This is a genomic window from Acinetobacter sp. HZNU-JH01 (genome assembly GCF_037996845.1).
Classification (GTDB): domain Bacteria; phylum Pseudomonadota; class Gammaproteobacteria; order Pseudomonadales; family Moraxellaceae; genus Acinetobacter; species Acinetobacter haemolyticus.
In genome coordinates this window covers 3,151,166-3,176,729 of the sequence record NZ_JBBMZX010000001.1, presented here as the reverse complement: position 1 = coordinate 3,176,729, position 25,564 = coordinate 3,151,166, and the positions used below count along the sequence as shown (strand labels likewise).

The window sequence follows — 25,564 nt, the reverse complement described above, 5'->3', positions numbered from 1 at the left end:
TGCTGCCCCGATACTATGGAATTAGGATTCTATTTTTATAAAAAAATCTTTAAATCGACTCTCCAACTCATTCCGAAGTATTATTTGTGATTAGTTTTGATTTTACCTTTGCAATAAAAATACATAAAAGTCAGTACACCACAGACGCACTTTGCTACTATGTTGCCAAAATAAAATATAACGAGGGTTTTAAACTTGGCAACGCCATATATCGTAATTGGTTGCCCCACGACGGGCGGCGGTAAAGTTATTTCAGGAAATAGTAGTTTCTTAATCGAAGGTAAAGCCATTGCTTGCGTTGGTGATAAAGCAACCTGCCCTAAACACCAGACTGTTTCAACGATTATTAGTGGTGATCCATACATGCAAGTGTTTGGAAAAGCTGCTGCCCGAGTAAATGATTCTTTATCTTGTGGCTGTAAGCTATTACCACAACAAAATCTTGTTGTTCAGGATAATGGTGGTGGTAGTTCAAGTGCGTCATCAGCAACATCTTCTAAAGACAATAATAGTAGCTTCCTAAGCTCAGAAAGCTTCGGGCATAGATTCCAATTAAAGGATCAATTAACAGGAAGTCCTCTAAGTAATATCTGTTATGAAATTGAGAAAAATGGCGAAATTATTCATGGTACGACTGATGATCAGGGTTTTACTGAGCTAGTCACGAATACGAGTGCAGAAGAAGTAACTATTAGCATTATTTATGAGGAGCATCAACATGGATAAAAATCCCACAAAACAATCAGCTAAAATAATAGTAGCAAATGCAACAGCAAAATTATCTAAACTAAAAAATAATCAATCACCACCAACCACCGAAATAAAAATTGAAACCAAAAGAAAACTAACATCTGGTGAAATTAAGATGTGTCAGTTGGTATTCAAAGATGCTATTGATTACTCAAAAGTATGGCTTCATATCGGTGGTTTTATTCATAGCGCTACAGGTAATGCCATGACACCTGCGGGAGAAATAATGTTACCCCGCTCAGAATATTTAGAAACACCAGATTTCAGTCAAACAATTGGAGAAAATCGACATTGGTTTATACATGAAATGACTCATGTCTGGCAGTATCAAATGGGTACTTCTGTAGGTTGGCTAGGTTTAAAACAGTTATGCAAAGGTGGTTATACATCTAATGTGCAATCAGCAGATTCTGGTGGAGAGCTCAAAGCATACGACACTGACATACTTGGCAGAGATTCTGGTAAAAAGTTTAATGAGTTTAACTTTGAACAACAAGGACGCTTAATTGAGTTTTGGTTTGATGCTTGCTACCTCCAGAACGTAAATCCTTCCCGACCACATCATATACAAAGTTTAAAGCTTTTAGGGTATGTTGAAAGAATCTTGAGAGATTTTATTCTAAACCCACATGATAAATCATTGTTACCGAGCAGCTAAAGATGATAAAAAAGAGCTTAAAATTTAGCCTTGTGTTGACTATAGGTATTGTATTAAATGCATGTAGCCAAGGTCCGCGGCCATTAGAGATAACTATTAAACAAGATAATCTATGTGCATTTACAAACAGTACTAAAACTTACTATGGTGTTGATAATACATTTTTAATTTACTTGGGTAAGATTGACTATACTAAAGAGTTCAAAAGTACCTACGAAAAGCTTTATAAAAATGCGCCTCTTCCAATAGATGAAAAAAATTGTGTTCTAATACCTATCAAGGAAATCGAAAAAAATATTGCTTATAAGATTGTATTAAGTACAAATAAAAGCTTTAAAACAAATGTTTGTTTAATTGATCGTAACAATAACTTATCGATTAAATACGTCGATTCTGGTAAATCTACCTGTGATTAATCCTCGTTCTATATAAAGCCCTCATCAGATCATGCCTCCATAGATTGAACTCACCTAAAACAAAAAAGCCCACTTTTTAAGTGGGCTTTAATATACTGTTTTCACAGTGAATCTTGGTAGGTATATCCAGACTCGAACTGGAGACCTCTACGATGTCAACGTAATATTTTCATATTAAAATCAACAACTAAAGAATAATTGGTGCTAAATTGGTGCCAATTTTTTATGTAACAATATATTATCATTAATACTTATCGATAATAAAACCAATAAAAACTTTCCTTTATTTTTTAATTGTTATCGGCTTTGTTGCACAAACCTATCTGTAAAGGGTTTTTCAGCGATATAATTTTCAAATGAAGAAGCCTACACACAAAATCTACCGCACAACCAATTGGCCCGCATATAACCGAGCACTTATGAGTCGCGGAAATATTGCCATTTGGTTTGATCCTGCTACGCAATGGTATGCGCCATCAAAAGGCAAACAAGGGCGAAATCAAACCTACTCCGACGCAGCCATCCAATGCTGCTTAATGATTAAATCCTTATTCCGTCTGTCTTTACGTATGGTCACTGGCTTTGTGCAAAGTCTGATTAAACTTTGCGGATTAAATTGGATAGCTCCAGATTACACCACGCTTTGTAGAAGACAAAAGCATATTAATATTGCAATCAATTACCAAAAAAGTAGCGATGGGCTGCATCTACTCATAGACTCTACAGGCATGAAGTTTCTAGGTGAGGGCGAATGGAAACGCAAGAAATATGGACCTGAATATCGTCGCCAATGGCGTAAACTTCATATTGGCATAGATGCTAAAACTCTACAAATACGCGCTATTCAGCTTACAACCAATAATGTCAGTGATTCACAGGTGCTTGGTGATTTACTTAATCAGATTCCACAAGATGAGCAGATTGACTCTGTTTATACCGATGGAGCTTATGACACCAAGCAATGCCGTGAGGTCATTGCAGATCGGCAAGCGCATGCGGTGTTTCCACCTAGAAAAAATGCGAAACCTTGGAAAGATACAAAGAGCAGCTCGCTAGATCGAAATGAATTACTTCGAACAGTTAATCTTGGAAGCAGTGCTTCTCAGGCAGGACACTATGGAAAAAATCAGGCTATCATCGGTGAAGTTTGGTTGAAACTAAGATGCACTGCATTAAATTATTAGGAGATAAACTCAGAGCAAGGCGTTTTGATAGCCAAGTCAATGAGATTCATGCACGTGTAGCAGTCCTCAACAGATTTACGGAATTAGGTCGACCACTTACCCAAATTACGCCTTAAATTTAGCTCAATTAGGGGCGCTTTGCATTTCAAATCTTTGTGCAACAAAGCTGTTTGAATAAAAACTTATCTATGTACCTTCAATTTTAAGCATGGTTTGATCCTATCTTTTCAAATAAATGGCCATGCAATACTCAGTAAAAATAATAGCCCTAATACGGCGCAACTCATTTGCCAAAAACGTAAAGGATCTCGTTCAATGATTGCTGGTGGTTTAGAGTTTAATAATTCTTTGGAAGGATGCATTAGATTATGAATGAGTTCAGACAAGGCCTCAAAACGATGTGTCGGTTCAATACTCAGCGCTTGGCCTAAAATTTTATCTAACCATATAGGTAAATCAGGCCGATATTTCCTGATGGAATGATATTGAACTTTTTTAAGCTGCTTTAAACTGTTACAGCGAGCTAAATCTGTGCCATAAGGTAATTGTTTGGTGAGTAAATAATAGGCCATGACCGCCAAAGAAAATTGGTCTGAATGTACAGATGGCGAATGATCAATAAAATACTCCGGTGCCATAAATGCTAAGGTTCCGAGTGGTCGATTCGCATTTTTAGGATTAATTTCGACCAGGCCTCTTACTGCTGTTGAACCATAATCAATCAGTTTAATTTTCATGGCATTTTCTGCATTTAAAACCATGATATTCTTTGGCCGTATATCCTGATGCAGCATCTCCAGCCGGTGCATTGCATTTAAAGCCAAGGCCGTTTGTTGCAAAATTGGTAAAATATCATCGAGCTTTAAAGGCTTTTCCTGGCGATGCAGCCATTGAGCCAAGGTTTCACCCTGCAAATATTCATAACATTGGAATAAATATTTTTTCTCAGTGTTATGTGGATAACAGTGCATCAGGTTGTCATGTTTCAGACGTTTCGATACCCAATCTTCGAGTTGAAACTGCTCTACGGCATTTTTATCTTGCTGTAAATCTACCCCCAAAGTTTTTATGACCAAAGGCTGCTGCTGAGTATCGTGTGCCAAATACAGGCAACTGCGATGATTTTGGTGCAAAATCTTATCAATCACATAACCTTCAAAAACTTCACCTTTACTGAGCTGTTGTGGAAATACATAATCCTGCTGAACATGAAACTGATTCAGTTCAGGCAACTGTTCTACACGGATCACCTGGAAACTTAAGTTATCATCACTGCCCTGTTCTAAAGCTTTTTCAACTAATCCTTTGGCAAGTTGATTTAAATCTGCATCTATTAAAGTTAAATCTAATAATTGTTGATCTGTGACAAATTCATAGACCCCATCGGTCATTAGTAAAAAAATATCTTTTTCTTTGAGTTCAATATTTCGATAATCAATTTCAATACGATAATCCGCACCTAAGGCTCGACTAAGATAATGCTCTTTGGAAGACAACCAGACACGATGATCATGGGTTAGTAATTCAATTTCATGATCGCGAATGCGGTAAATACGACTATCACCAACATGAAAAACATGGGCTTGTTGCTGTTTTAAAATCAGTGCAGATAAGGTACAGACATACCCTCGGTCTTTATCAAAACGTCCTTGACTTTGTTGAGTCTGTGCATAAAGCCATGAATTGGTCGCGCGGATCACTCGTTCTGCTGAAGTCTGTGTACTCCAGGCATCTGAAGTAGAATAATAGTCAGATAAAAAACTACCAACGGCTGTTTCTGCTGCAAGATGACTGACATTACTGCTACCGATTCCATCCGCTATAACACATGCAATACCTTTCTGTTTCAGCACATGTCCTTCGGGCAGATATACTCCATGGAAATCCTGGTTCTGTTGTTTAACTCCGGCAGTAGAATATTGCCCAATAGTGACTTTTAATGTTTTTTTCATGCTGAAAGCTCAAAAAGGGATCTATATGATCCCTTTATAAAATGATGAATGTTAAAATTCTTTTTTAACACCAGTACGGACATGGGTGGTATAAAGTGCCAGACCTGTTAATGCCAAACCGCCCACCAGATTACCTAAAGCAACCGGCAGTTCATTCCATAGGAAGTAGTCAGCAATCGAGAAGTCACCGCCCATCATCATGGCAAATGGGAACAGGAACATGTTCACGACAGAGTGCTCAAAGCCCATGGCAAAGAACAGCATAATTGGCATCCACATGGCAATAAATTTGCCACTCACCGTAGTAGACATCATCGCGCCAATGACACCTAATGACACCATCCAGTTACACAGCATGCCACGGATAAAAATAGTCATCCAGCCGGCGAATCCGTATTCGGCATAACCTAATGTCCGCTCCTCGCCAATATGCGCAATTTTTACGCCGACAGGGTTTGGATCCGCTGCAAAACCCATGGTATAAACCGCTGCCATGAGCACCGCAACGACTAAACAGCCTGTAAAGTTCCCTACAAACACCAAGCCCCAGTTTTTTAGAATACGTCCCCATGTCACCCCTGGGCGTTTATCTAGCCATGCCAGCGGCGTAAGTACAAACACCCCAGTTAATAGGTCATAGCCCAATAAATACAACATACAAAAACCAACTGGAAACAGGAGCGCACCAATCAATGGTGATCCTGTTTGCACGGCTATGGTAATGGCAAATACCGCTGCCAAGGCCAGAATGGCCCCTGCCATAAAGGCACGAATCAATACATCACGGGTTGCCATATGCAATTTGGATTCACCCGCATCTACTACTTTTTTTGCAAACTCCGCAGGAGCAAGATATGCCATGTTGTCGTCCTCTTTTTCAATATACGGACCTGTTTTTCGAAAAAAAGACGCCTAAGATCATTGAAGACCTTAGGCGCCGTTGCCTTGAATATTAGAACAGGTAATGGTGAATGGCGTCGTTGCCATGTATATCGAAATATAAGCAAAAGCTATGCCACAAATAATTAACAATCACTTAAATATTCATTTTCTATTTAGCATGAACTCTAGAATGCTGTTGGCATGATATCTGCATTATGCGTTCTGCATACATTCATTTGATAATAATTTGGAGAGGATTATGATTACCCATCGTCAACAAGTAACTGACATGATCATTTCAGCGAAAGTTTTAAAGTCAATTAAGTGGTCAGATGTTGCCAAAGAGATTGGTCTTTCTAAAGAATGGGTAACGGCTGCCTGCCTGGGACAAATGGCATTTAATAAACAGCAGGCAGAGAAAATTGGTCAGATTTTTGACCTTAGTGATGAGGCAGTAGCATGGCTGCAAATTGTACCTTACAAAGGCTCTTTACCGACCAGTGTGCCTACGGACCCTTTAATTTACCGCTGGTATGAAGTTGTAAATGTATATGGTTCGACTATTAAAGAGCTGATCCATGAAGAATTCGGTGATGGCATTATGAGCGCAATCGACTTCAGCATGAATATTCAGCGTGAGGAAAACCCGAACGGTGACCGGGTAAATGTCGTATTGTCTGGCAAGTTTTTACCTTATAAAACCTATTAATTAATCGTTTGATAAAGCCATCATATTGATGGCTTTTCATTTCTTCGTAAGGAGATCTTTTATATCACCGTCTTTATCCTTATTTAATTTTGACTATACACAGCTTCTGGGTATAAGAGGAACCGACATCAATATAGTGACAGTTATCAATCTGGGTATGTTTTTTCACAATGGTATGCCCTAAATAGGTTTTGAACTGAACCGTACCGGGTTTGTCGGAGACTTTTTTATTTAAGTTAGGCCACCTGACCTAATGGGTTAATTTTATGATAGTACATTGCTTCAAAATCAAAAGGTGACACATAACCTAGTGCACTATGTACACGCTTTTTATTGAACCAATCTACCCAGCTTAGTGTCGCAAGTTGTACATCCGCTAAACCTTGCCAATCCGCTTTTAAATATTCAATCACCTCTGTTTTGTATAAGCCATTCACCGTTTCAGCCAAAGCATTATCGTATGAATCACCGGTCGTACCGACTGATGCTCGTAAATTTGCTGCTTCTAAACGATTGGTATAACGAATGGAAAGATATTGCACACCTCTGTCACTATGATGAATCACGTTCTTTGGCATGCCTCGATCATGCAATGCTTGCTCCAGTGCATCGAGCACCATATCTGTATTCATCCGTGTCGATACTTTCCATCCAACAATTGCTCGTGAGAAGACATCAATAATAAATGCAGTATAAACCCAGCCTGAATTTGTTTGAATATACGTGAAGTCACCCACCTGAGAAGCATTGCTTCGCAAGGGTTTGGATGATCAGCATTAAAATTACGTTTCACTAAATCATCTGCCCGTTTTTGGTCATCTCGGTTACGGGTGGTTTGTTTATTCTTACCACGCCAAACACCTTGTATACCTAGCTTTTGCATCAATCGAGCAATTGTACAACGTGCAATAACAGAGCCTTCACGTTTCAGTTGTTGCCAGACTTTACGTGCGCCATATCGACCTAAACTTTCCTTCCAAATTCGTTTAATTTGTTCAGCATGATGCTCATCATGTAGATCTCGTTTCGCTCGATGTTCTGGATTTACTGTGAGATCTAGAGTCCGGTAATAGGTTGAAGGTGCGATTGGTAAAATCCTACAAATCGCTTCAACACCATATTGATCTTTATTGTTATGGATAAAATCCACCATTACTTGTGTGGGCGGTCGAGCTCCGCCTGGGCGAAAAAAGCGGCTGCTTTACGTAGAATTTCATTGGCACGCTTTAATTCTTTAATTTCACGTTCCATTTGCTTCATTTTTTCTTGATCAGATATCTGTTGTACTTTAATAGGATTTTGCTGATCTAAATGCTTTTGATGCCAGGCACGAAGTGTTTCAGGAGTACAACCGATCTTAGGCGCAATTGCTGTGATTGCAGCCCAAGTAGAAGGATAATCTTTTTCAGATTCAATCAATAATTGAACCGCTCTTTCTCTGATTTCAGGGGTATATTTTAATTTTGTCATCGGGATAGTCTCTCAGAATATTGACTCTCCGACAAACCCGGTACGGTTCAGCCATATTTAGCACGCCACTTGTAGAAAGTCGCATTACTCATGCCATGTTCACGGCACAGGGTAGTAACAGGCGTGCCAGACTCCGCCTGTTTCAAAATAGACATGATCTGACTGTCAGTAAATTTAGATGTTTTCATGCAGAATCTCCTGCTCTAATCTTAAGAGAAAATTCTACTTTTACTTCCTTTTATTTTTAGGGGGGATTACCTATACCAGTCAACCCATTTTTCAACTGTTTGAGTACAAACTTTCTGAATTAACTGAAGATGTATTTTGCGATTGGCTTGATCACAATGACTTCCGTCCAACAACATCAGCTAAAGCATACAGACTTACACGAGCTTTCCTGAATTGGTGCGAGGAACACGAGGATTATGAAAACTTAGTGCCTCCAAAATCATACAACTCAAAAAAAGTTAAAGATAAGGTCCCTTCCCCAAAAGCCAAGAATGATTGTTTGATGAAACAGCATCTAAAACCATGGTTTGAAGAGGTAAATAAGTTAACTAGTAGAAAAATAGCGATTTTTTGATATGTAGTTTAATCACTGGTTGCAGAAAGAATGAGCTGCTTTCATTAAAATGGACAGATGTCGATTTTCGTTGGAAAACAGCAAAAGTTAGAAATAAAATTGAAGATGAAGGTCGCCTAATTCCTCTGACGGCATATGTTGAAAGCCTATTTTTAGAACTAAGGAAAAATTCTGATTCTAAATTCATATTTAGCAGTAAGGGTGCTAAATGCGGTCATATTGTCAATCCTTACGATAGCTTAGAGAAAATATGTAAAAAACTAAATATTGAACTTACTCCCCATGGATTGAGGAGATCATATAAAACGTTAGCTATTTGGGCAAAAATCAATGAAGGATCTTTAGCACAGATATCAGGTCATAAACCAAGTGCATTAGTTGTAAGGCACTACATCGTACGACCTATGGATATGCTACAAGAAACACTACAAGAATATGAGGATTGGATTTTGCAACAAGTGCGAAATGGCATTAATTGAAATGCCTCGACACGGAATTAGGTCGACCACTTACCTAAGTTACGCCTTAAATTTAGCTCAATTAGGGCGCTTTGCATTTCAAATCTTTGTGCAACAAAGCCGTTTCCAAATCATCATTCCTGTATCAGGACATGCTAAGCAGGTTTTAACGGGAAGTTCACTATTTAAAAATGGAACAGGAAGAAATTCCCATGGTTCAGTATTAGTATTAATTACAAAAGGTTGTTGATTCATTATGGCTATCCTATGTTTTTTAACAATATTGGAGATTTGATGCAGCCGAAAGTTGAGACTATTCAGCTACCTGATAATTAGGCCAATGATGATAATGTTGAGGATATATGCTGTGGTGTAACATTTAATTGTTGAATGAGATGATCAGCAATAAACTCAGCATCTTTAGCAACATCCATAAAACGTCCTGAACCCCATGTGTTTAACCAAGGTAAACCAATAAAGCTTACTTCAGGGTCAACGGTAATACCGCGATCATGTTTTGGATATCCATTTGTCTGGAATATATCTAAATCAATCCAAGAATAGTCTGGTCTAAATCCGATACACCAAATGATCGAAGTGATGTTCTCTTCAACTAAATCAATATGGGTAATTTCCTGTTCTGGCTGCCAAAGTGGCTGATATACAGATGCTGGCTCTTCAGTCACAATATTATTTTTCTCTAGATAGTCATCAATAGAGGCATTAATACGATTGTAAGTTGCATCTGCCATGTCTAGGTTCTGGATTAAATCTGGACGGAAGACAAACTGTCCTTCCTTATAGTCCTCAAATCGTCCAAACAATCGCATACCTTCTAATGCAAATTTACGTAGATCAATATCACGACCACCATCTCGCCCAGTCACATAATGATTAGTGCTGTTACGAACCTCTTCACTATATCGGTGATCTTTGACGGTTGTTTCGTAATAACCCATTTCATAAAGCCACTTCACTACGTCTTTACCACGATAAAAACGCGCACAGCGTGGTGCATCTCCCGTAGAAAGATAGACCTTTTTACCTGCCAAATGTAAATCTTCTGCAATTTGGGCACCTGATTGTCCTGAACCGACAACCAAGACATTACCTTCAGGTAACTGTTCCACATTAAAATATTGTTCTGAATGCATTACCAACACTTGTTCAGGGACTTGATCACTTAGTTTTGGATAAATTGGGGTGTGATAACCACCAGCCGCTACAACTAATTGTTTCGCAGTCGTTGTGCCTAAACTGGTTTCAATTTCAAAGTGTTGAGGTGCAATTTTTGCAACATGCTTAACCTGAACATTCAATAAAACTGGTGGATTCAGTTTTTCAATGAAGTCGTCGAGATATTCAACAATTTCATTTTTTTTCATAAATCCATCAGGGTCATTGCCGTTATATGGATGCTCTGGAAGCAAACATTGCCAATTGGGGGTAACCAAAGTGAAATTATCCCACCGTTTACTGCGCCAGCTATGGGTCAACTCTGATTCTTTTTCTAGAATCACATGATCAATTCCTGCTTTTTGTAAATAATGACTGATACATAACCCTGCCTGGCCACCACCAACAATCACGACATCATAATTTGGTTGTAAATCTTGAATTTGCATATTAAGCATCTTGTTCCCCTTATTCATTGTGCATTTCAGTAATTTCAATTTGGTCTTCGTCTTTTAAGGCGAATAAGTTAGCTTGGCGTTTAATCGTGGATAGGCTGTCCATGGCTGAACTACATGCAAAGCCATAACGTACTCGTACTCGTTCTGATGCAGCAGATAACCCATCTTCAGCTAACTTTAAAAACTGTATTGCTGGATATGAATGTCCTTTAGCTAGATATTCATAAATCACCGTGGATGGAGAGTAATATTGAATCAGCTCGCCATTCGGCCATTTCACGGTAAAATTCACGCTAGGCATATGCTGCCTCCTTCTCTATCGGCTCAATCGGATCCGACTGAGCCTTTAACTTTTTTAAAATTTCAGCATAGTTAAAACCAGTAAATGTTTGCTGATGAAAATCCCAAAATTGAGCATTTTGCTTCTGATCATGCACATAAACTTTTCCACTGGCATTACTTTCACCAATCACTGCACAGCAGATACCCTGACTGTCAAATAATTCAATGATTTCTTCGCATTCGCCTTCATCAGCTGTCAGCAAAAAACCATAACTAGGAAAGATTTGCAGCCACGTCTGCCAGTCCACATTTTGTGGTTTTGGAATTTTTTGAAGGTCTATGTCTGCGCCACTTTGCGTTGCCTCAAGTAGCATGAGCAGGCTGCCTAAAATGCCTGCATTACTAATGTCGCGTGCGGCATATACGATTCCTTGTTGTGCAAGTTGCGGCATTACTGAGAGCTGTGCTTGCAAAATACGTCCCGATACACGTTCAAAGCATTTCCAATAGACAGTGTTAGGATGAAATTGACCTTGTAGATTTAAAGCAATCAAAATCTTTTGCTGTGGTTTAACATGCAAAACCGACAATAATTTCTGTGCTGTTCCTTGAATGGCAACGGATAAAGCAGGCTGATAACTTTCAGCGATATTGCTATGCCCACCAATCAATGCAACATCATAAGCAGTACAAGCATCTTGCATGCCTTGCATTAATAATTGAGCATGCCCAACATTTGTATGCCAAAAGCTATTTACAACAGATAATGCACGACCACCCATTGCTGCAATGTCACTGATATTGGCCATGACTGCAGACCAACCCGCAAAATAAGGATGATTAGCAACAAAACCAGGCAACATCCCTTCACACGCATGTAAAATATATTGTCCTTGGACAGCAACAGCGGCAGTATCATCTCCAGGATAAGCGTATAAAGCTTGCAGAGAATTCACTTTATCCAGATTTGGGATCATTACACTTTTAGCAATCACCTGTTTTGATTGCATAGCTGGAGTTTGTCTCAAATATTCAAGAAGTTGATTGAGTGACATCATCATTCCACCTCTTTTTGCATATAAGCCTGCATGACCACATGCTGTAGCGGATAATGTTCAATTTGAGCTTGCATCATCATATGTGGAATTTCAGCAACCATTAATTCACAGACACTGTTCCAACATAATTTCTGAAAATAACGCTCATTTTGTTGCTGTACAGTCGCTAAGAATGTTTGACATCCTAGATTTTTTGCCGTCGACACTGCTGCATTAATCAGCGCTTTACCAATAGCATGATGATGACGGTACAATGGCTCTACACATAAACGCCCACCCCACCATGTATTTGCTCCATCCGGGAAGATCCGCACTGCACCTATGACATGATCATGCTCACCAAACATTTGCCCAATCGCAACAATACCTAGAGCTTTAAAGTCATATTCATCACGGTCTTCTTTTAGAATCTTTTGTTCATCGCGAAAAGTTGCCTCTCGCAGGCAATAATATTGACGACGTTCCCAGTCTTCAGTGACCACCTTGATAACAATGTCATCTGTGACAAACTGTTTAAGGTCTTCATTTAATTCTATTAACCATGGATAACCAGAAAGTTGCATACTGTTTCTCCTACTCATAAGCTTTCAGTGAAGAACATGCTCCACATTTGGCACAACCCGCTTGAGTGTCTTCCGAGTTAAGCCCATGTAGACGGAGTTGCTCACCAATTTTTGGATAGAGTGCCTGCATAAAGGCTTGCTCAGGTTTTGAATGATGTTCAAGTGCTGTTCCCTGAATTGGTACAAATGGCACTACAAACGGATAAACGCCCATCTCGGTCAAGTTGGCAGTCATTTCAATGATTTCTTTTTCTGTATCGCCTAGCCCAGCTAAGATATAGGTACTTACTTGCCCCCGACCAAATACCTCAACTGCCGCCTTAAATGCTGCAAAATATGTATTAATTGAAACTTCTGCTTTACCCGGCATAATTTTATGACGTACCCGATCACTCACCGCTTCAAGATGCATACCAATTGACACCGCACCTGCATCTTTTAACTTTTGAAACCATGCAAAATCATCGGGTGGCTCACATTGCACCTGTATAGGTAACTTCACTTCAGCACATATTGCTTTTACACTGTCATATAAAATCTCTGCTCCACGGTCTGGAGTATTAGGTGTGCCAGTGGTAATGACCATTTGCTGTACACCATCGAGTTCCACAGCTGCTTTTGCAACTTCTGCGAGCTGTTCAGGACGTTTCCGAATTAAAGTACGACCACTTTTTAAAGATTGGTCAATCGAACAAAATTGACAAGCCGTAGCTTTATCATTCATACGAATGCAATGTTGTAATACTGTTGTTGCCAAGACATCGTGGCTATGCAAAGTTGCAATTTGCTCATATGGAATACCTTCGTCTGTAGTTAAGTCATAAAACTTTGGACGAGATGGGGCTGTTAATGTTGCTACAGGAATCCGGTTTTTAAATACGATCACTTGGTCAGAATCTGGATCAGCTTTGGCACTGTATGGAGACTCTTGTGCAGCTAGATTCAACACTGGAATCATCATCGTCTGCCCATCTAGGCTGAGTGCCTTATGATCACTTGGCCCTGCACCGCCTTTACGAGATAGACCAAATTCACCATCCCATTTCAGACCGTTACATTGCAAATCAGTCAAAAGTTGTATTGCAGACATACTCACCCCTCTCTATAGAATTGGTTTAATAAGGCTTAAACCTGCTCTTCCGTAAATCTGGAAATCTTTTCAAGATTTGTTAAATCCAAGGATTCGACTTTAAGTTCATGTAGTACCTGTGTCGGACGACGATCAATCAATAAACTTAATAATTCTGGACGGCTATAATGACCAACCGAATCCATCATGCGTTTACGTTTATCAATTAATGAAAAGTCTAAGTCAGCGATACAATAACCTTCACCCTGAGTAACAGGTTCGGCTAGAAATTTCCCTTCAGGCGATACAATAGCAGTGAAGCATCCACCTGAAATTGGACCAATTTCACAACCAGTGTCTTTCATAATTTGTTGTTGTTGCTCAGGATGTAGCCATGCCGTCGCATTAACTACGAAACAACCTGACTCCAAAGCATGGTGCTGAATAGTGGCACTGATCTGATCAGCGAACACCTGTCCGACTAATGAACCAGGGAACATGGCAGCATGAATCTGTTCTCCATCTGCCATTAAGGCAAAACGTGCCAAAGGGTTATAATGCTCCCAGCATGCCAGTGACCCAATACGCCCGACAGCAGAATCAATCGCACGCAACCCACTGCCATCGCCTTGTCCCCACACCATACGTTCATGATAAGTTGGGGTAATTTTTCGACGATGCTGAATAATCGAGCCATCAGCATCAAATAACAGCTGTGCGTTGTAGATTGTTCCACCCGCGCGCTCATTAATCCCAATAGAAACCACCATTTTTGCTTCAGCACAGGCTTGACCAATCGCAAAGGTTGCTTCAGAAGGGACAACCACAGATTCATTGAGAAGCTTTAAATGTTCCTTACCCATTGCAAACGGTGGTTGTACAAAAGAAAAGTAAGGGTAATAAGGCACTACCGTTTCAGGAAAAACAGCAAACTGTACGCCTTGTTTACCTAGCTCTAAAATCGTATTACAGATTTTTTGTACGGTTTCCTTTTGGCTATAAAGCACTGGACTACACTGTACTGCTGCTGCTTTTACAATCTGATTCATGTCTTATTCCCCTTTCTTAAATCTTTAAACAGTCCAAGTATCAATGATCAGTGCATTGTCACGACGCATCAGTAATTTCAAGTCCATTACATCTAAAGGATTGATTGGACGAAACCCTGGCATTAATGCTTTTTCGGTTTGACCATATAGCGCTTGTAATGCGAATCGGCAGGCATAAACTTCACCACCTTCTTCCATAAAGGCTTTAAGCTGATTATTGACCGCCAAATGTCCAGGAAAAGCTTCAGCACCTAAAGTTGGGAAACCACGTTGTACCCCCAACTGAACACCTGGACCGTAGAGCAAAATTTTGGTTTCAAAACCTTTGCGTAATAATCGTTTTGCTTGTAAGACATTAACCAAGCCAATAGAACCTTCAAAGGCAACGGTGTGGAAAGTCACCAATGCTTTTTCACCCGGCTGAGCTTTTACATCCTCAAATACTTTTTCTTCATAATCGACAAGAAAATCACCATCTTTGTATTGTTCAATATCTACTTTAGGCATAGCCGTTCCTCATATCTACGGTTTCGATTCAACCAACTGTTTTGGTCTATCCGTGTTATTGCGAGAGCTGTGCCAAGATCTATTTTCTGGTAGGAATTAATTTTTATGTCATTGAAATATAATAATTAATATTTTCAAAACTGCTCTTTTAGATGATAAATATAGTGCTGGAAGGTTATGATTTTTCGTAGTATTATGAAATTTCATAACCTATTCTATGAAATTTCGTAGCATGAATAATACCGACTTCATTTCCGATTGGGTTACTACTGAGAATTCAATTCGTCCACTTGCATTTGAACACACCTCTCAAGCCTTACTCGTTTTAGACCCACATCAAAATCAGTTTATTGATGTAAATATTAGTGCTACGAAATTACTCCGCTATGAACGCCATGAGCTGATTCAAAAAACTATCACCTCTATTTTTGGTCATTTTAGTCAACTCCCAGACTTAGTGGCATTTACAGAAGAAACACTAGCTAAAGGCTATGCATGGAATAATGAGCTATATGCTTTTGATAAAAATGGAGAAAAAATTCAATTCGATGTCAGCTCTGTTTCAATCCCATATAAGAATAAGACTCTGCTCATTTGGTCCTTAGTCGATGTCAAAGACTTAGAGCTACGTCAACTGAATAAAAATGCAGATAAAGTCATTCGTGCAGGGCTTAAAGAATGGCAAGCTCTACAAGAACTTTTTATTGATTCTGACACTGGCAAGCATTTGCTGCTAAGCTCAGTAGGTGATGGAATTTATAGTATCGATAAACAAGGATTATGTACCTTTATAAATCCCGTTGGCGCGAGAATGCTAGGATTAAAACCAGAAGATGTGCTTAGTAAAAATATCCATAAAATACACCACCATACTCATGAGAATGGTACGCACTATCCTGTCGAGGAATGCCCAATCTACGCAGCTGTACACGATGGTGTAGTACATGAAGGAATACAAGAGATTTTCTGGCGACGTGATGGCAGTTTTTTTCCTGTGGAATTTACAAGTACACCAATCATCCGTGAAAGCGAGATCATTGGTGCAGTTGTAGTCTTTAGAGATATCAGCGAACGCTTAAATACAGAAAAACAACTCACCCATGCTCTTAACGAACTACAAGACTTAAAAAGTCGACTAGAACAACAAAATGAATATTTACAGGAAGAGATACTACAAGAGAATCAATATCATGAAATTGTGGGAAATAGTGCCTCAATTTTACAAATCATTGAAAAAATTAAAGTAGTTGCTTCTACTGATGCCAATGTCATGATTTATGGCGAATCTGGTACAGGAAAGGAACTGATTGCACGTGCAATCCATCAATCTAGTCATCGTAAACAACAACCTCTTATACGTGTTAACTGTGCAGCCATCCCCTCAGAACTATTTGAAAGTGAATTTTTCGGGCATGTTAAAGGCGCATTTACGGGAGCAGTGCGTGATCGAGCGGGGCGATTTGAACTTGCAGATCAAGGAACATTGTTTCTAGATGAAATTGGTGAAATCCCACTAGAATTACAAAGTAAATTATTAAGAGTATTACAAGAAGGAACATTTGAACGAATTGGTGAAGAAAAAACTCGCCACGTTGATGTCAGGATTATTGCAGCGACTAATCGTAATCTCAGAGAAGAAGTTAAGCTCAAAAATTTCCGTGAAGACTTATACTTCCGCTTGAATGTATTCCCGATTCACTCACCCGCCTTACGAGATAGAAAAGAAGATATTCCTCTATTAGTTTCACACTTTACCAAGCTGATCAGTGAAAATCGTAAAGTGCCTTATTTACCTTTTTCACAAAAACACATCCTCGAACTGCAACACTATGACTGGCCGGGTAATATTCGAGAATTACAAAATGTGTTGGAGCGAGCATTGATTACTGCCAAACATGGCGCTGTTTCATTTAAATATTTACTGGAACAAGAATCCTCTCAGACTATGCAGCACAATCACGCTACAGCAATTGAGCAAGTCCTATCGATACAACAGCTTAAACAGTTAGAAACTGAAAATCTTCAACTGGCAATCAAACAATGTGAAGGTAAAATTTTTGGTGATGAGGGTGCAGCTAAGCTTTTAGGGATTAATCCAACGACACTGATTTCAAAATTAAAAAAATTAGGTATTAAATATTAATGGATATTCAATACCTTACCAACAAATGAATAATCACATTGGGATAAAGCAATGGAAATCAATAGAATTGGTGATATTTCTGCTTTTGTAGCTTCAGTCAGATATGGCAGTTATACTCTTGCAGCGAAACATTTAGGTTTATCACGATCTGCTATTGGTAAAAGTATTGTTCGTTTAGAAGAACAAATGAAAGTGCGACTATTAAATCGAACGACACGAAGCTTAAGCTTGACTGATGAGGGGCAAATTCTCTTTGATTATTGCCAGCAGATTTTAGAAGGTTTAGAAGGTTTAGAAGAAGTTGATCATGTAATGGCTTCACGTCGCCTTGAACCGATTGGTACTTTAAAAATTACAGCTCCTCACTCACTTGGAAATCGATATATTTTACCCATTTTAGACACCTTTCTAAAAAAATGGCCTGGATTAAAAGCAGACATTTCTTTTACAGATCGCTTTGTTGACATCATTGAAGAAGGCTTTGACATAGGTATTCGTGTTGGTGAACCCAAGGATGATTCTCGACTTTTAACACGGACCATCGCATGGCAAAAAATGCAGACATGTGCATCACCACAATATATTAAATTACATGGTTCCCCCCAAACTCCAGAAGATTTAGCAAAATTTGATACAATTTTTCTAAATGGTAGCAACAATCGTAGAAGCTGGAAATTCAAGACAGACTCGGGGATCTATGTTTTTGAAGGTCCTGAGAAGATGAAAATCGATAGTTCAGATGCTATCTTGGCATCTGCAGTTTCAGGGTTTGGTATCATACAACTACCCACCTATATCACACAAGAAAGTATTGATCAGCTCCAACTTATTCCTCTTCTTGAAAAATATACAGTTGAACCCGAGCCTATTCGCATTATTTATCCAAGCAAAAAACATTTGTCTCCAAGAATCAGAATGTTTATCGATTACCTCGTTGAACAATGGACTGTATTGCCTCCTTGGGAAAGAATAGACTCAGGCACTAAAACTTGAGTCTACAAAAAAATTTTGATTAATTAGGGCTTTGTTGCACAAAGATTTCATAACTATATGATTTTAAAAGTTTTGATTATTTCTTGATCCAAAATTAAATTTATTTAAATCAGATGCTTACATATTTATGCAACAAAGCCAGTCAGGAATATTCCTTTCCGTATAATAAACATTCCACATCTCTCTCTCCTTTAATATGCTTACGCACTCAGAATTTTTTATTTTGTCGAAAGCATAACTACTATCATGCACTCCCAACGAAGACAAATATTGAATTAACTTACCTCTTGTCATTACGAATTTCCTTTAAATATGGATTATTAGGATCTAAAAGTTCCTGAACAGATTTTGGCAACTTATACTGAGTTCCTTGGCCAGGTTGTCCAAACCATGGTAAGATTTTTGATTCAGCTGTAGGAGTAATAGGCTTTATAACTTCATATTGCCTATAAGGTTTATTTAATGAGCTAAAAGGTAATGCACGTTTTTCAATTCACATGGATTTATTCATTTTTCTTGCTTCATCAGCTACCCTATAAAAAATTTCTGAAGCTATATCATCTAAAGGTTCAATTTCCCTTACTGTCTGTACCCCAATAATAATTTCAGATATTCGACTTTTATCAATATCCATATTTTTTTCAAAACTTATTAAATATTCAATTTGGTTATAAATAGATTTCAACACAATTAAATCTGGATATAAACCTATTAGATTCTCGCATTTTTCTAGTGCAATATAAAATAGTTCTAGCCGTTTATTCATTAATCACTTCACCTGTTTTAAATTTTCTTTGTTTGGAACAAAATACTGTGTACCACCACCTTTTGCTGGATAAGGTTTATTCGGATCAGTCCATGTATCAACAATTTCTTTAGCTTTTGATTTAAGCACCTCTGTTTCCTTTACTGGAGCAAAAGTAATTGGCACTCTTCCTGCTGGGTTAATTCCTAAATGGTTTGCTGGAGTACCAACTGGTGCAAAATAATTGCCAATTCTACCATCTTTAATATGTTGCACATATTTTTCATCTATTTTCAATATCGAATAAAAGCGTTAGTAAGTTCAACATCATTTTTAATTGGTTTAATATTCACTGATATTTCCTCATTCTTATAGTGTCCTCCAATTCCCAATACCTAGAAACAGGAGGATAGACATCAATATAGCTATTCTAATTTACGAGTATTATTTCAGCTTTGAATAAAACTTATTCTTACTATCATACTGATAAGGTACAATTTTATTTACTTTAACCATCTGACTATTGTCGTTCAAATCCGTTCCCTGATATTGAATCTGGAATGGATAAAATGGTTGTCCATTTTTGTTAACTTTGATTGCTGAAGAATAGCCGTACTCTGGTTGTTCTGAAACTTTTCCTTCTTCGAACATTTGTTCAACAATATAGTCGTCTTCATTTAACAGAAGAAGTGACCACACGCTTTCCCCATAACCATTGCCGTAATAACCATCAATGGTATAGCTTCCTAGTGTATTGTTTCCAAAAGCTTGTAAGTTCTTTTTAAATTCTTGAGCATTCCATGAGGTTCGACCATATCCCTCTATACTTTCAATTCCCCCTTGGGCTGTTTTTGAAATCATTTGGAATTGTCCATTGTCCAATTTTTTAAAGAGATATAATTCCAAAGTGCCTCGTGTAGCATGTGAAGTTTCTATCCTCCCTTCGATTGCTAAAGTCACTTTGATCCTAGACAAAATAATGGACACATAGTCCCTCTAAAGATAACGTAACGTTAACTTTGGAGATGTAAAATGGCTAAACGCTTTAGTCCAGAATTTAAACAGCAAGCAATAGATTATGCCCTTTCGAACTCACATGAATCCGTCGCTGCAATTGCCCAGAAATTAGGGGTGGGTTATTCAACATTGGATAAATGGATTCGTGAAGCTAACCCAACAGGTTCAAGTAAACGTCAACTCTCACCAGAACAACAGCGCATTCTAGATTTAGAGAAGGAGGTCAAACAACTCAGGGAAGCCAATGATATTTTAAAAAAGGCGCATGTGTACTTCCTAACAGATCATGCCAAGAAAAGTACACGGTAATTCAAGGTCTAGCTGTGACTGAAATTACGGTTTCTTCTGCCTGTAAATGCCTAGGAGTTAGCGCTTCGGGATACTATGCTTGGCGAAAGAGACAGATTTACGTCAATCAGAAATATACTGATTTAAAAGCTGTATATTGGCAGCATCATGCACGATTGGGTGCACCTTCATTGGTGCACGACATGCGTGATTTGGGTTACGAAATGAGTGAGCGTACCGTTGGAAGAATGTTGAGAAAGCTCGGTTTACGCAGCAAGATTGCACGTAAATATAAGCATACAACAGATTCAAATCATCGTTTGCCTACAGCACCGAATTTGTTAGATCGCCAGTTTACAGTCATGCAGCCAAATAAAGTTTGGACAACAGACATTACTTATATCCGCACCAAAGAAGGTTGGTTGTACTTATGCGTGATGCTAGATTTATTTAGTCGTCGTATTGTGGGTTGGCAAACCAGCCATCGAATAGACCGTCAATTGGTCTGTGATGCATTTAATTATGCAATGGCTCGTCAGGGGTATCCAACGAATATCATGGTCCATTCTGACCAAGGCTCACAGTACTGTAGTCGTGATTTTAGAGCGCTATTATTGATGAATAACTGCATCCAAAGCATGTCACGCAGAGGTAACTGTTGGGATAATGCAGTAACAGAAAGCTTCTTTCACACATTAAAAGGTCATGTGGTACATGGCAGTGTGTTTTTGACCCGAAAAGAAGCGAATGCTGTCTTGTTTGACTATATTGAGATTTACTACAATCGAGTGAGAAGGCACTCTGCAAATGGTTGGTTAAGCCCAGAAGCCTTTGAGCAGAAATATTTTAAGAATTTAGAGGGATCGGTTGTCCACGATACTGCCTAGGATCACTTCCACAGGGACTAAATAACGGGCTTCCCCCTGCATATTCTGGTAAGTAATAATAGGCGCGATACTGATTACAGCATCAGTGAGATCATCCAAGTCGCTAGGCTTATTAACATAGTAGTATTTGCCACTTCCCCAGTAATCATCTTTTCCTCTTTCTCTGGATGATGTCACTTTATAAAAACTTCGAGCAACGGTATCTGTACTTAGGTTAGGGAGTACAACTTGCTTAAAGTTCTTAGGTTCAAGCTTGGATGTATCATAGTATTTAATGGCTGTTGTAGCTGTTTGTACTGATGTCGTTTGAACAGCATTGAGCTGCTGTGCTTTATTAGCCTGCAATACATTGTATAACTTGACCGCTTCAGGTTGTCCCTGCCGTGCAGCACTTTGCAACAAGGTAACGCCCTTTTTTGCATCCTGTGGTACACCATCCCCATTAAGATACATGACTGCTAATGCGTACTGTGAAGGAGCAAAACCATTCACTGCTGCCTTGGAAAACCATTCAGCCGCTTTTTTATGATCTACAGGTACACCTTTCTTTCCTAAGTAGTAAAGCATTCCCATATTATGGTGACTTTGATTATTATCTCCTTTGGTCACGACTTGTGACAGTACATAGTTCAGTCCTGCCGACAGGTTCACTTTCTTGGTTTCAGCAGATACTGTTGAACTGGTCATTACCATACTGTTAGCGACAGCAAGATGGAGTATTAATTTTTTCATCTGATTCTTATCCTTATTAATCATTCACATTAAACCAGTAGGAATATTCTTTAGGCTGACCATTCACCAAGACATTGCTGAGTTTGACGTCGTAGATCACATTCAGTTTCAAATCGTCGAAGTTAAATTGGATATGGTTAGGAACTCCGATATTTTCATAGCGTATATTGCTGATCTTCTGTTTAGCTCCACTACTTCGTTCAGTGACAACAACAGTGGCTTTGGCGTAATCCACATTTCGATTGGCAAAGAAATTCTTTTGATCGGTTAAAACTGAAATCGAGAGAATTGAACCCGCCATATAATATTTGGCTGGATAGTTGTGGTAGGGATAGGCAATCACACCGAGTGGTGCAGTGGTTGGATTGTCGAAGGGATAAACCACTTTGTAGGACGTACCGACCACATAAGGGAATCGGGTATCTTTAAATGATGGCGCATTAACTGAACCATACGCCGATTTTTGTAAGAAAGGATTAAGCATCCAGAGGCGATGCCCCACATCTCCTGCAAACAGATTTAATTTGTCATGCACCATATTTGTAATGCTTTCGGCAGGTGAATAGTCATATTTATTCTGTCTTACCCCCATTTCCAAACTACTGGTTTTTGCACCCACTGCACCAATATCTGAATAGCAGTTTGTGGTCGCTTCAGGGTAATGAGTCAAGATGTTGTTTGCCGCAAGAATCAGGGCAGTCTGCATCATCTCATCTTCATGGGCATAATCGTATGTAATACTTGGCAACCCATGCAAGGCACGAACCGTATTGAGCTCATGTAAAAACTCATTTCTAAACTTTGCTCTGAGCTTACCTGCATAACAGTTATTGATATCGGGTGCATCACCCATAGATGAAGCTTTAAACACATCAAAGCTGATGGTTTTACTCTCTGCTGCCAGTGTTTTAGCATCCCCCTCTTGAGTAAGTTTAAGGGTACATAACCCTGCACCAATCCCTTTGAGTTCCCCCTGACTATAGGTACAGGTTGATGAAGAAAGGCTGCTAATCGTGACAGGTAGTTTGGCACTGGATTCCGTATCCAGTGAATACACACTCTCCGTCAGGATATATTTGATTTTTAGTGGGGTAATGGTTTGCTTGAGCTTATTCACGCACACATTATTTTCTAGATATTGCTCAGCCGCACAACTCACATTGACGGTCATGCTGCTATTCAGTGCTAGAACTTTTGCCGTCCCTGCCTGTGTCAATACCAGATTACACTGACCGACTTTATGCGCTTTAAGTTCACCGCCACTTACACTACAGATGTTGGGTGTGTTACTGCTAAACGTTACTACTAGACCTTGATCTGTTTGCAGCGATAATGGATAGCGTTGACCTTGAATCAGCGTACTGAATGGTAGTGACTGAATATTCTGCACTACCTTGTTTTTACATACACCCTCTTCCAGATATTGGCTTTCAACACAGGTCACGGGCTTAGGGATTGGATTGCCATTATCTGGATTATCCGTTCCACCGCCATTGGATGAACTTGAATCTCCACCCGAACCACTACCACACCCGACCATTGCTGTACTGATTGCCATCATTAGAACTGATGGCATGAACGATTTTGAAATCATCATGATTGACTGCCTTAAATTTTTATATTGTTGTTATTGATAATGATCAGCCGATAATAATTGACGGATTTCACTGGCCATTTGTGGACTACGCCAAGGAAATAGGACTTTTAGGCTGTAATTCGGTTTGAATGGATCTCGTGTACCAATATTGACTTGAAACTCTCGTTTCATCGGTGTGCGATGGACCTGTTGATTGACATGTGTTCCCATCATTGGATTGCTGATCACAGTGGTCGTGGTTCTAAAGTTATCTTCGACTAAGTTGTAGTGTCCAACGGAAGTGATGTAATCAAAGGGATATTTGACGAGGCGTTGATCAGACTGATCAAACAGAATAATGGTTTTATCTTGGCTGTTGATCCAAACACCACGGTTTTGGTAGTTAAAGCTTTCTCCTTGACGTTTCAGTTGTTCAGTCATCCCGTCAAAGTAGGTATTTCCATATTCATAAAGGTAGTAAAGGATCACAAACCAGAACAGGTCAAAGCCAAAGAAGATGTAACCGAAAGCACCAAAGGAGAAGATTTTGGCAACGATGAGAAAGATCACGATGGGTAAGACCACACATTTTATAAAGAGCTTAGATTTTTGTGGACGGTGTTCAATGGGTATGATTTTGGGTTTGCTTAATTCAGTCATGGTTGTTTCCCGCATGTTCAATGCAATGCACAATCACCAGCAGATATAAAAAGGTTTATTTTTTATAGGCGTGATTTAGCCGTCCACCGTTGGATTGTTCTTGTAAAAATGTTGTTTGAATAACAGACGAATAATAAAAAATTAGCCGTATCGCCCCCGTTGCAAAGCACAACAAGGTTGAACATGGGGTGAAACACAAATTAGAAAAGATTGGTACAGCATGAGAAGCTCCTTGTGTTAAGAAGTTCTACCAATTACTGCTAAATAATGGTGGCAGAACGAGAGCGGGTTAGCAGACTGGAACACAAGAATCCAGCACGTCCGAAGACGTCCCCCTCCCGTTCCACCGCAGAGGGGCACGAGGGGATAAACACTAAAAGACAAGTCCTTTAATGCTCTTGTGTTGGACGGTCTGCTAAAACCGACTGGCAATGTAGGCCAGCGAGCTCATATTAATTTTATCCAGCGCTTTAGTCAATTTTACAAAGCACTAAAATCTAGACAATTAGATTCGCCAAATGTAATCGCATTAAATCTTTGATTTTTCCCATAAGGTCAAATTCGTCCAATCGATAGGCTCATTTTGCTTTGATGGATGAGGCTAAAATGGACTGTTGTTCTCTATTAAAATAAAACAATAAAATAAAGAATTAAATCAGGCTCAGTTCAGCTTTTACATTCAACGCATTGAGATGAATCAATGCCTAATGAGCTGTTAATAAGAAGAATGTATTGGCTCAGGCTGATTTAAAGCGATCAAACTGAAGCTCACGCACCTTCAGAAATAGCCTATTAAATGGGATAGAATAAATAATCAGCAAAGCTCAGCGGGTCGATTAAATGAACTCAGCCAGTACAACAATGGTTTTAGCAGAAGCCATATTGAAAACTGCGGATTTACTCGGTCTTAGTAATACTCAACTGGCTGCTGTGATAGGTCGCGATCTCGCTTCGATGAAGCAAATCGAATTCTCAGCTGTATTAGAACCCGCATCTGCACAAGGTGAAACTGGATTATTACTGATTCGCCTTTATCAAAGCTTATCAGCACTCACGGGCGATGATTCTGAATGGATTGATTATTTTATGAATGCATTCAATACCGCAACCGATGGTGTCCCGATTCAGCAAATTCAAACTAGAAAAGGCTTAGAGAAAGTCTTAACAGTTGTTGAAGCCCTAAACAATCGATGATTTATTTAAATCATTCTTTTAGCGAATCAGCTTCAATTTGCTTGATTAGAAATTCTGATCATCATTAGCATCACTTCCGTTAAAAACACAGCAAAGATTAAAATT

At 39.0% G+C, this 25,564-nt stretch carries 23 protein-coding genes, 7 pseudogenes and 1 other annotated feature; of the genes and pseudogenes, 11 read left to right on the top strand and 19 right to left on the bottom strand.

Annotation, left to right across the window (positions count from 1 at the left end; genetic code table 11):
* The first annotated feature begins 195 nt into the window (after positions 1-195).
* The 4 genes and pseudogenes from AAC851_RS15070 to AAC851_RS15055 all read left to right on the top strand — a co-directional run bounded on the left by AAC851_RS15070 (position 196) and on the right by AAC851_RS15055 (position 3,124).
* The gene (locus tag AAC851_RS15070) at positions 196-726 is read left to right on the top strand and encodes a PAAR domain-containing protein (protein WP_100833808.1); all 531 of its coding nucleotides are present in this window, start codon (positions 196-198) and stop codon (positions 724-726) included.
* Positions 719-1,408 carry a hypothetical protein gene (locus AAC851_RS15065; protein WP_023013334.1) on the top strand — a complete coding sequence of 230 codons (690 nt, stop codon included), beginning with the start codon at positions 719-721 and terminating at the stop codon, positions 1,406-1,408. The genes AAC851_RS15070 and AAC851_RS15065 overlap by 8 nt, the downstream gene beginning before the upstream one ends.
* A 2-nt stretch (positions 1,409-1,410) precedes the next feature.
* Positions 1,411-1,824, top strand: a complete 414-nt coding sequence (locus AAC851_RS15060; RefSeq protein WP_100833809.1) for an NF045616 family extracytoplasmic (lipo)protein — start codon at positions 1,411-1,413, stop codon at positions 1,822-1,824.
* 356 nt (positions 1,825-2,180) lie between these two features.
* Positions 2,181-3,124, top strand: a pseudogene (locus tag AAC851_RS15055) (IS5 family transposase).
* 111 nt (positions 3,125-3,235) lie between these two features.
* Here the strand turns inward: AAC851_RS15055 and AAC851_RS15050 are convergent.
* Together AAC851_RS15050 and AAC851_RS15045 are read right to left on the bottom strand one after the other, a co-directional pair.
* Positions 3,236-4,960 (bottom strand): bifunctional protein-serine/threonine kinase/phosphatase, encoded by a 1,725-nt coding sequence (locus tag AAC851_RS15050; RefSeq protein ID WP_340601006.1) that lies wholly within the window; start codon positions 4,958-4,960, stop codon positions 3,236-3,238.
* Between the two features lie 51 nt (positions 4,961-5,011).
* Complete coding sequence (locus tag AAC851_RS15045) at positions 5,012-5,821, bottom strand: formate/nitrite transporter family protein (RefSeq protein WP_008303564.1); 810 nt, start codon at positions 5,819-5,821, stop codon at positions 5,012-5,014.
* Between the two features lie 280 nt (positions 5,822-6,101).
* On the opposite strand from AAC851_RS15045, the gene cynS reads away from it, so the two are divergent.
* Positions 6,102-6,551: a cyanase gene (gene cynS / locus AAC851_RS15040; protein ID WP_008941922.1), complete on the top strand. Its 450-nt coding sequence runs from the start codon at positions 6,102-6,104 to the stop codon at positions 6,549-6,551.
* Positions 6,552-6,630: 79 nt separating this feature from the next.
* Here the strand turns inward: cynS and AAC851_RS15035 are convergent.
* The 3 pseudogenes from AAC851_RS15035 to AAC851_RS15025 all read right to left on the bottom strand — a co-directional run.
* Positions 6,631-6,738, bottom strand: a pseudogene (locus tag AAC851_RS15035) (metallophosphoesterase); the annotation flags it as partial.
* A gap of 49 nt (positions 6,739-6,787) precedes the next feature.
* Positions 6,788-8,021: pseudogene (locus AAC851_RS15030) on the bottom strand (IS3 family transposase).
* Positions 7,630-7,746, bottom strand: a sequence feature (AL1L pseudoknot). (Overlaps the previous pseudogene by 117 nt.)
* 50 nt (positions 8,022-8,071) lie before the next feature.
* Positions 8,072-8,209: pseudogene (locus AAC851_RS15025) on the bottom strand (transposase); the annotation flags it as partial.
* A gap of 71 nt (positions 8,210-8,280) precedes the next feature.
* On the opposite strand from AAC851_RS15025, the pseudogene AAC851_RS15020 reads away from it, so the two are divergent.
* Both AAC851_RS15020 and AAC851_RS15015 read left to right on the top strand, forming a co-directional pair.
* A pseudogene (locus tag AAC851_RS15020) lies at positions 8,281-9,083 on the top strand (tyrosine-type recombinase/integrase); the annotation flags it as partial.
* The gene (locus AAC851_RS15015) at positions 9,070-9,312 is read left to right on the top strand and encodes a hypothetical protein (protein WP_017396274.1); all 243 of its coding nucleotides are present in this window, start codon (positions 9,070-9,072) and stop codon (positions 9,310-9,312) included. The pseudogene AAC851_RS15020 and the gene AAC851_RS15015, both read left to right, overlap by 14 nt.
* Before the next feature lie 82 nt (positions 9,313-9,394).
* On the opposite strand, the gene AAC851_RS15010 is transcribed toward AAC851_RS15015, so the two are convergent.
* Genes AAC851_RS15010 through AAC851_RS14980 form a run of 7 tightly spaced genes read right to left on the bottom strand, consistent with a single transcriptional unit; the run spans position 9,395 to position 15,224 of the window.
* Positions 9,395-10,696 carry an MSMEG_0569 family flavin-dependent oxidoreductase gene (locus AAC851_RS15010; RefSeq protein ID WP_016541981.1) on the bottom strand — a complete coding sequence of 434 codons (1,302 nt, stop codon included), beginning with the start codon at positions 10,694-10,696 and terminating at the stop codon, positions 9,395-9,397.
* A gap of 10 nt (positions 10,697-10,706) precedes the next feature.
* Entirely contained in the window at positions 10,707-10,997 is a 291-nt protein-coding gene (locus AAC851_RS15005) for an MSMEG_0570 family nitrogen starvation response protein (protein WP_008941947.1), read from the bottom strand.
* Positions 10,990-12,036 carry a sll0787 family AIR synthase-like protein gene (locus AAC851_RS15000; protein ID WP_016541980.1) on the bottom strand — a complete coding sequence of 349 codons (1,047 nt, stop codon included), beginning with the start codon at positions 12,034-12,036 and terminating at the stop codon, positions 10,990-10,992. Before AAC851_RS15000 ends, AAC851_RS15005 begins: the two co-directional genes overlap by 8 nt.
* Positions 12,036-12,599 (bottom strand): MSMEG_0567/Sll0786 family nitrogen starvation N-acetyltransferase, encoded by a 564-nt coding sequence (locus AAC851_RS14995; protein WP_125503170.1) that lies wholly within the window; start codon positions 12,597-12,599, stop codon positions 12,036-12,038. Before AAC851_RS14995 ends, AAC851_RS15000 begins: the two co-directional genes overlap by 1 nt.
* 10 nt (positions 12,600-12,609) lie before the next feature.
* Positions 12,610-13,689 carry an MSMEG_0568 family radical SAM protein gene (locus AAC851_RS14990; RefSeq protein WP_002058083.1) on the bottom strand — a complete coding sequence of 360 codons (1,080 nt, stop codon included), beginning with the start codon at positions 13,687-13,689 and terminating at the stop codon, positions 12,610-12,612.
* 35 nt (positions 13,690-13,724) lie between these two features.
* The gene (locus tag AAC851_RS14985) at positions 13,725-14,717 is read right to left on the bottom strand and encodes a Nit6803 family nitrilase (protein WP_016541978.1); all 993 of its coding nucleotides are present in this window, start codon (positions 14,715-14,717) and stop codon (positions 13,725-13,727) included.
* Positions 14,718-14,741: 24 nt separating this feature from the next.
* Positions 14,742-15,224 carry an MSMEG_0572/Sll0783 family nitrogen starvation response protein gene (locus AAC851_RS14980; protein WP_340601005.1) on the bottom strand — a complete coding sequence of 161 codons (483 nt, stop codon included), beginning with the start codon at positions 15,222-15,224 and terminating at the stop codon, positions 14,742-14,744.
* 217 nt (positions 15,225-15,441) lie between these two features.
* Here AAC851_RS14980 and AAC851_RS14975 point away from each other — a divergent pair, with 217 nt between their 5' ends.
* Entirely contained in the window at positions 15,442-17,367 is a 1,926-nt protein-coding gene (locus AAC851_RS14975; RefSeq protein WP_016660412.1) for a sigma 54-interacting transcriptional regulator, read from the top strand.
* Positions 17,368-17,418: 51 nt separating this feature from the next.
* Positions 17,419-18,360 carry a LysR family transcriptional regulator gene (locus AAC851_RS14970; RefSeq protein ID WP_075315321.1) on the top strand — a complete coding sequence of 314 codons (942 nt, stop codon included), beginning with the start codon at positions 17,419-17,421 and terminating at the stop codon, positions 18,358-18,360.
* Between the two features lie 280 nt (positions 18,361-18,640).
* On the opposite strand, the gene AAC851_RS15940 is transcribed toward AAC851_RS14970, so the two are convergent.
* From AAC851_RS15940 to AAC851_RS14955, 4 genes and pseudogenes are all read right to left on the bottom strand, one after another.
* Entirely contained in the window at positions 18,641-18,853 is a 213-nt protein-coding gene (locus AAC851_RS15940) for a TNT domain-containing protein (RefSeq protein ID WP_081377758.1), read from the bottom strand.
* Positions 18,854-19,126 (bottom strand): hypothetical protein, encoded by a 273-nt coding sequence (locus AAC851_RS14965; RefSeq protein WP_008941961.1) that lies wholly within the window; start codon positions 19,124-19,126, stop codon positions 18,854-18,856. It abuts the gene before it with no gap.
* Between the two features lie 3 nt (positions 19,127-19,129).
* Positions 19,130-19,381: a polymorphic toxin type 46 domain-containing protein gene (locus AAC851_RS14960; RefSeq protein WP_010589574.1), complete on the bottom strand. Its 252-nt coding sequence runs from the start codon at positions 19,379-19,381 to the stop codon at positions 19,130-19,132.
* A 168-nt stretch (positions 19,382-19,549) separates the two neighbouring features.
* Positions 19,550-20,071 (bottom strand): annotated as a pseudogene (locus AAC851_RS14955) (sel1 repeat family protein); the annotation flags it as partial.
* A 66-nt stretch (positions 20,072-20,137) separates the two neighbouring features.
* Here AAC851_RS14955 and AAC851_RS14950 point away from each other — a divergent pair.
* Positions 20,138-21,297 (top strand): IS3 family transposase gene (locus AAC851_RS14950; RefSeq protein WP_118901380.1). Its coding sequence is split into 2 segments (ribosomal slippage): positions 20,138-20,384 and positions 20,384-21,297, totalling 1,161 coding nucleotides; the frame shifts between segments, so codons are not numbered across the junction.
* Here AAC851_RS14950 and AAC851_RS14945 read toward each other — a convergent pair.
* The 3 genes and pseudogenes from AAC851_RS14945 to AAC851_RS14935 all read right to left on the bottom strand — a co-directional run.
* Positions 21,295-22,029 (bottom strand): annotated as a pseudogene (locus AAC851_RS14945) (tetratricopeptide repeat protein); the annotation flags it as partial. The gene AAC851_RS14950 and the pseudogene AAC851_RS14945 sit on opposite strands and share 3 nt — an antisense overlap.
* A 16-nt stretch (positions 22,030-22,045) precedes the next feature.
* The gene (locus AAC851_RS14940) at positions 22,046-23,626 is read right to left on the bottom strand and encodes a CAP domain-containing protein (protein ID WP_016541975.1); all 1,581 of its coding nucleotides are present in this window, start codon (positions 23,624-23,626) and stop codon (positions 22,046-22,048) included.
* Between the two features lie 30 nt (positions 23,627-23,656).
* Positions 23,657-24,265 carry a hypothetical protein gene (locus AAC851_RS14935; RefSeq protein ID WP_004679652.1) on the bottom strand — a complete coding sequence of 203 codons (609 nt, stop codon included), beginning with the start codon at positions 24,263-24,265 and terminating at the stop codon, positions 23,657-23,659.
* Between the two features lie 840 nt (positions 24,266-25,105).
* On the opposite strand from AAC851_RS14935, the gene AAC851_RS14930 reads away from it, so the two are divergent.
* A complete protein-coding gene (locus tag AAC851_RS14930; protein ID WP_016660659.1) occupies positions 25,106-25,459 on the top strand; it encodes an antitoxin Xre/MbcA/ParS toxin-binding domain-containing protein in 354 nt (117 codons plus the stop codon).
* The last annotated feature ends 105 nt before the right edge of the window (positions 25,460-25,564 follow it).